General features: G+C 39.1%; 5 protein-coding genes and 1 rRNA gene. 4 read left to right on the top strand and 2 right to left on the bottom strand.

Going from position 1 to position 6,344, the window contains the following annotated elements; genetic code table 11:
• Positions 1 to 92, top strand: a 5S ribosomal RNA gene (gene rrf / locus ACQKNC_RS18565); the annotation flags it as partial.
• Positions 93 to 265: 173 nt separating this feature from the next.
• Here rrf and ACQKNC_RS18560 read toward each other — a convergent pair.
• The gene (locus ACQKNC_RS18560) at positions 266 to 937 is read right to left on the bottom strand and encodes a LytTR family DNA-binding domain-containing protein (RefSeq protein WP_427426225.1); all 672 of its coding nucleotides are present in this window, start codon (positions 935 to 937) and stop codon (positions 266 to 268) included.
• A 214-nt stretch (positions 938 to 1,151) separates the two neighbouring features.
• Here ACQKNC_RS18560 and aceA point away from each other — a divergent pair, with 214 nt between their 5' ends.
• The 3 genes from aceA (at position 1,152) to ACQKNC_RS18545 (ending at position 5,579) form a co-directional block, all read left to right on the top strand.
• Positions 1,152 to 2,435, top strand: a complete 1,284-nt coding sequence (aceA, locus tag ACQKNC_RS18555; RefSeq protein ID WP_427426224.1) for an isocitrate lyase — start codon at positions 1,152 to 1,154, stop codon at positions 2,433 to 2,435.
• 109 nt (positions 2,436 to 2,544) lie between these two features.
• Positions 2,545 to 4,143, top strand: a complete 1,599-nt coding sequence (gene aceB, locus ACQKNC_RS18550; RefSeq protein ID WP_427426223.1) for a malate synthase A — start codon at positions 2,545 to 2,547, stop codon at positions 4,141 to 4,143.
• A 266-nt stretch (positions 4,144 to 4,409) separates the two neighbouring features.
• Positions 4,410 to 5,579 carry a pyridoxal-phosphate-dependent aminotransferase family protein gene (locus ACQKNC_RS18545; protein WP_427426222.1) on the top strand — a complete coding sequence of 390 codons (1,170 nt, stop codon included), beginning with the start codon at positions 4,410 to 4,412 and terminating at the stop codon, positions 5,577 to 5,579.
• A gap of 52 nt (positions 5,580 to 5,631) precedes the next feature.
• Here ACQKNC_RS18545 and ACQKNC_RS18540 read toward each other — a convergent pair whose 3' ends face one another.
• Positions 5,632 to 6,297 (bottom strand): O-methyltransferase, encoded by a 666-nt coding sequence (locus ACQKNC_RS18540; protein WP_427426221.1) that lies wholly within the window; start codon positions 6,295 to 6,297, stop codon positions 5,632 to 5,634.
• Positions 6,298 to 6,344: the final 47 nt, after the last annotated feature.

Genomic DNA, 6,344 nt, shown 5'->3' with positions numbered 1-6,344 from the left:
ACACCCGTTCCCATACCGAACACGGAAGTTAAGCTCTTTAGCGCCGATGGTAGTTGGGGGCTTCCCCCTGTGAGAGTAGGACGTCGCTAGGCAATCTAAAGTCTGAGAATTTTTTCTCAGGCTTTTTTAATTTTTAGGCTGTCTTATACAATCGATGTATAGGACAGCCTTTTATCTTCAATGAGTAAATGTTTTTGTAGCGACAGCAACAAATGTTTTTCTGTGCGAAAGCAAAGCAACAGCAACAATTACGCCAAGGTGAAATCTAAAATTCAAGGGCGTTTCGAAGATTATTTAAATAAGACTGACTAACTGGTAACTCACTTCCATCCTTTAGAGTGACAATAAAATTGGAAGTAAGATCGCGAGCCATTTTTTTTATGAAATGAATATTAACAATATAAGATCTATGGATGCGAATAAAAGATGAAGGTAGACGCATTTGAAGTTCTTTAAGTGTAATACTTGTTTTAAATTGTTCTCCCTCCACATAAAACCACGTTTTTTTCTGCAGACTTTCAATATGAGAGATTTTTTCAATCGCAACAGGATTCCATTCCTCTTCTTGTTTTCCAGTTAAAAATTGAAAGGGCTCTAATTTCTTTTCGGTAAAGGTTGAAGGTAATACTACAACAAGTGCTGCAGGCACATCTAAAATGTTTATAGGATAACCTATCCCATAATAGGGCGTTCCGAATAAGGAATTATCTAAAATGGCGTCTGTCCGTCTCCTTGTGCGTAATACTTGCTCTGCAATGCTGCCAGATTGTACTTGCTGACCTACTTCTAAATTAATGTTTTGATGTTCAGAATGAAAATAAATATAGGAGTTTTCTGCAGCAATTGCAATGGATGAATTGGCTGGAACCCAGTCTTTTAACATTGAAATAAACTGTTGTGAAATATCTTTTGACAAAGAATTAAACTCATTATTCATTGTGAATATCCCCCTTGTTTGTAAACAGTTTACCAAATTTCGTCGCCAAAAAAAGCAGTTTCATCATTAAAATTTGGCATTTTATCTAAAAATAATGAAAATTCAGATGTTCTGTTATATATTAATTTACAACAAATAATCCTGTTATGGAACAGCGAAGTAAAAGTTTTTTAACAGAGTATATTGTATACAAAGGGGAAGGTGGAATTTCAATATGTCAACACGTCAAGAAAAAATTCAAGCATTAGAAAAACAATGGGTAGAGAACCCTCGGTGGGCAGGTATTGAACGCGGATATTCAGCTGAAGAGGTTATTAAGTTACAGGGCTCTGTTGTACTTGAACAAACTTTAGCAACTAAAGGTGCGGCTCGACTTTGGAAATCTTTAAAAGAAGAACCATTCATTAATGCATTAGGTGCATTAACTGGTAATCAAGCTGTACAACAAGTAAAAGCTGGATTAAAAGCAATTTACTTATCAGGCTGGCAAGTTGCTGCTGATGCTAACCTTTCTGGTCAAATGTACCCTGACCAATCCTTATATCCAGCAAACTCTGTACCAGCAGTAGTTAAGCGTATTAATCAAGCTTTACAACGTGCAGATCAAATCGATCATGCTGAAGGACGTGTGGATCAATTTGATTGGTTCGCTCCAATCGTAGCAGATGCTGAGGCTGGCTTCGGTGGTCCTCTGAATGTATTTGAACTTGTAAAAGGAATGATTGAAGCTGGTGCTGCTGGTGTTCACTTAGAAGACCAATTAGCTTCTGAGAAAAAATGTGGTCACTTAGGTGGTAAAGTTTTACTTCCAACACAAAATGCTGTTCGTAACTTAATTGCTGCTCGTCTTGCAACAGATGTAATGGGTGTTGATACAATTTTAATCGCTCGTACAGATGCTGACGCTGCTGATATGGTAACATCTGATATCGATCCGCGTGATGCAGAGTTTATTACTGGTGAACGTACTCCAGAAGGCTTCTTCCGTACAAAACCAGGCATCAAACAAGCGATTGCTCGTGGTTTAGCTTATGCGCCATATGCAGATTTAATTTGGTGTGAAACTTCTAAGCCATCTCTTGAGGAAGCTCGTGAATTTGCGGCAGCTATTCATGCTGAATTCCCAGGTAAATTGCTAGCATACAACTGTTCACCTTCATTCAACTGGAAAGCAAATTTATCAGAAGAAGAAATTGCAGAATATCAACGTGAGCTAGGTAAATTAGGATATAAATTCCAATTTGTAACATTAGCTGGTTTCCATGCATTAAACCACTCTATGTTTGAGCTTGCACATGATTATAAAGATAATGGTATGGCTGCATACTCTAAGCTACAACAAGCTGAGTTTGCATCAGAATCAAAAGGTTACACAGCTACACGTCATCAACGTGAAGTAGGTACTGGTTACTTTGATGAAGTATCTCAAGTTATCTCTGGTGGTACTTCTTCTACAACAGCAATGGCTGGCTCTACAGAAACAGAACAATTCGTATAAGTTTCATAAAGTACGTGTATTCCTAAATTCATAATCATAGATTAGTATCCTCCACTCCTCCTAAAGTGGGGGATACTACTTAAAATCGCAAAGGTGGGGGAAACAACTGATGGAACAAGCAACAACAGGTAAGCTTAAAATTGTTGGGGAGCAAAACGAGCAAACAAAAGAAATTTTAACACCAGAAGCCCTTGAGTTTGTTCTTGCCCTGCACGAAAAATTTGATGCTCGTAGAAAAGAGCTATTAGAGGCTCGTCAAGAGCGTCAAAAGCGTCTTGATGCAGGTGAGAAACTCGACTTCTTACAAGAAACAAAGCATATTCGTGAGGGAGATTGGACAATTGCACCTCTTCCAGCAGATTTGCAAGACCGTCGAGTAGAAATTACAGGACCTGTTGACCGTAAAATGGTTATAAATGCTTTAAACTCAGGTGCAAGAATGTTTATGGCTTGCTTTGAGGATGCATCTGCTCCGACATGGGAAAACATGATTGGCGGTCAAATTAATATGCGTGATGCTATTAATAAGACAATTGAATTTACACAAGCATCTAATGGTAAAACATATAAATTAAACAAAGAAACAGCTGTATTATTAGTTCGTCCACGTGGTCTGCATTTACTTGAAAAGCATGTACTAGTGGATGGTCAACCGATCTCTGGAAGTTTCTTTGATTTCGGACTGTATTTATTCCACAATGCTAAAAATGCATTGGCACAAGGTACAGGGCCTTATTTCTACCTACCGAAGCTTGAAAGCCATTTAGAGGCTCGCTTATGGAATGATGTCTTTGTGTTTGCACAGGATTATATCGGAATTCCACAAGGGACAATTAAGGCTACTGTATTAATCGAAACAATTTTAGCAGCATTTGAAATGGATGAAATTTTATATGAACTACGTGAACATTCAGCTGGTTTGAATTGTGGACGTTGGGATTACATTTTCAGCTATATCAAACGTCTGCGTAATCAACCTGATGTAATTTTACCGGATCGTGGACAAGTAACGATGACGGTACCATTCATGAAAGCATATACGTCTTTATGTATTCAAACATGTCATAAACGTAATGCTCCTGCGATGGGCGGTATGGCAGCACAAATCCCTGTAAAAGGGGATGACGAGGCGAATGCTGTAGCGTTTGCAAAGGTTGCAGAAGATAAACGTCGTGAGGCAACAGATGGCCACGATGGAACTTGGGTAGCGCATCCAGGTATGGTTGCAACGGCAATGGAACAGTTTGATGCGATTATGACGACACCAAATCAAATCCATAAAAAGCGTGAGGATGTAAATGTTACAGCGGAAGATTTAGTAGCTGTTCCAGAGGGGACAATTACATTAGAGGGTCTTCGTATTAACTGTAGTGTAGGGGTTCAGTACATTGCTTCTTGGCTACGAGGCAACGGAGCTGCACCGATTAACAACTTAATGGAGGATGCTGCAACTGCAGAAATCTCTCGTACACAGGTATGGCAATGGATTCGTCATCCAAAAGGTATCTTGGATGATGGCCGTGGCATTACATTGGCCTTTGTACTAGATATCTTGGAGGAAGAGCTTGTGAAAATTAAAGAGGCTGTTGGGGAACAAGCCTATAACGGTGGCCGCTATGATGAAGCTGCAGAGCTGTTTAAATCTTTAATTGAACAAGATGAATTTGCGGAATTCTTGACGCTTCCAGGTTACGAAAAATTAGCTTAATTGATTTGAGATACGAATCTACTAAACGAACATATCCAAACTTTCCTAAATTGTTGTGGACTAAACTCGAATGGCGTCCACCTTATTCCACTATTGTAACGAATGGGGTCTGTTCCCCCGTTCCTTATTAAAAATTGAACACGGTTACAAAAAAGGGGTCTATAATAAGAGATTTAAAAGGGGTGAAGGATGTCTTACGAGCTTAGATGGGGGGCTTGTAAGGCATTTTTTTATCTTCTATAACATTGTAAGGGGGGGAGCATGAAATGCGAAATAACGAAATATTATTGGTTCCTGGACCGACACCGGTAGTTGATGAAATTTATGATGCATTAGCCAGTGAAACGAGGGGGCACACAGATCCACGTTTTGTTTCAATCTATAGAAATGCTATAGAACAAACAAAGAAATTATTTCAAACAGACGGCGAAGTTTTTGTAATAGCCGGATCTGGCACACTTGCTATGGAAATGGCTATTGTCAATACAGTTGGCAAAGGAGAAAAGATCCTTGTTATAAGTCACGGTTATTTTGGTGACCGATTTATACCATTAGCGAAAGCTTATGATATTAATGTAGAGGTACTACAGGCTGAATGGGGTAAACAAGTTGACATATCTGCGGTTGAAGAAAAATTGGCAGAGGGGAATTTTAAAGCTGTAACTATTACACATGCGGATACATCTACAGGTGTAGTATCCAATTTGGATGCATTAGTACCAATCGTTCAGAAAGCTGGGGCACTTGTTATTTTAGATGGAGTTGTAGCGACAGCTGCTCTTGATGAAAATATGAGCAAGGAATATGGTCGTCCTGACTATAAATTGGATGTTGTGTTAACAGGTTCACAGAAGGCTATTGGGGTACCACCAGGTTTAGCGATTATCGCCTTCAATCAATCTGCTTTAAAGGCGCGTGAGGCATTAGGTTCGATTCCCGCCTATTATAGCGATATTAAAAATTGGATTCCGGTAATGAATGATCCAGGGAAATACTTTGCAACTCCACCTGTAAATTTAATTTATGCATATGATGTAGCGATGAACATTGTACTAGAGGAGGGAATTCTAACACGAGAGGCACGGCATATTGCATATGGTTGTGCAATAAGAGCTGCCTTATCTACGTATGGTATGGTAGCATTGGCAAAAGAAGAAGTTGCTGCACCGACACTTAGCTGTTTACTTTATCCTGAAGGGGTAGAGGATGCAAAGTTCCGTACAAAACTCGCAGGAAAAGGTGTGATAGTAGCCGGTGCACTAGCGCATTTAGCAGGAAAAGCCTTCCGTATAGGGCATATGGGCAATACAACTCCTACAATGCTTGAAGAGGCAGTAAGATTAATAGGGGAAACATTAAATGAACTAGGATGTACAGTTGATATAGAACAAGCCGTTGCATGTTTACAAGAAAAATTAGCAGTTGTTGCGAAATAGCTACTGTTGAAAAGAGATGTCTCACGATGTAATTGAGACATCTCTTTGTCAATTAATTAACTACAGCGAGCACAAAGCCGTCATAGCCTTTATTGCCAACGGTTTGTATAGCTGTTGATTCAATTCGAGATTCTCCTTGCAATAAGTCTATAAACTGTCGCACACCTTGTACTCGTTCGTCTTTACTTTTTTCATCAACAACAGCGCCATCGCGCACTACATTATCAGCAATGATTACAGCCCCTGAATTAGCCAATTCTAATGCCCACTTCAAATAGTGTGGATTATTAGGTTTATCCGCATCAATAAATATTAAATCGAAAGGTGGAGCTATTTTTTTTAAGGTAGGTAACGTTTCTAATGCGTCTCCAACTATAATTTCAACTTTATTTTCACAGCCAGCATTTTTAATATTTTGCTTAGCTACAGAGGCATACTCTGAATCAATTTCAAGTGTGTATATTTTACCTTCGTTAGGGAGAGCACGTGCCATCCAAATACTACTATAGCCACCAAGTGTTCCGATTTCTAAAATGTTTTTTGCACCTTTTATTTTCGCTAGTAAATATAATAGCCTGCCTTGAGTTGGTGATACATCAATCTCCGGAATGCCCGCTGCTTTATTAGCTTGTAATACCGCTTCAAGTTCTGTGTCCGCCGGTATTAGTTTTTCCATAAAGTACTCATCTACATTATTCCAAACATTAAAATTGGTCATCAAACAGTCCCCGTTTCCGTATTTTTTCGTGCAAGCTTGCATATAAA

The sequence above is a fragment of the Lysinibacillus sp. NPDC094177 genome (genome assembly GCF_050279145.1).
Classification (GTDB): domain Bacteria; phylum Bacillota; class Bacilli; order Bacillales_A; family Planococcaceae; genus Lysinibacillus.
The sequence above is the reverse complement of the archived record's forward strand: the minus strand, read 5'-3'. Positions and strand labels throughout refer to the sequence as shown.

Excerpts from the sequence above, each read along its gene's own strand:
- ACQKNC_RS18560 (WP_427426225.1), bottom strand. The coding sequence starts at position 937 with ATGAATAATGAGTTTAATTCTTTGTCAAAAGATATTTCACAACAGTTT.
- aceA (WP_427426224.1), top strand. The coding sequence starts at position 1,152 with ATGTCAACACGTCAAGAAAAAATTCAAGCATTAGAAAAACAATGGGTA.
- aceB (WP_427426223.1), top strand. The coding sequence starts at position 2,545 with ATGGAACAAGCAACAACAGGTAAGCTTAAAATTGTTGGGGAGCAAAAC.
- ACQKNC_RS18545 (WP_427426222.1), top strand. The coding sequence starts at position 4,410 with ATGCGAAATAACGAAATATTATTGGTTCCTGGACCGACACCGGTAGTT.
- ACQKNC_RS18540 (WP_427426221.1), bottom strand. The coding sequence starts at position 6,297 with ATGACCAATTTTAATGTTTGGAATAATGTAGATGAGTACTTTATGGAA.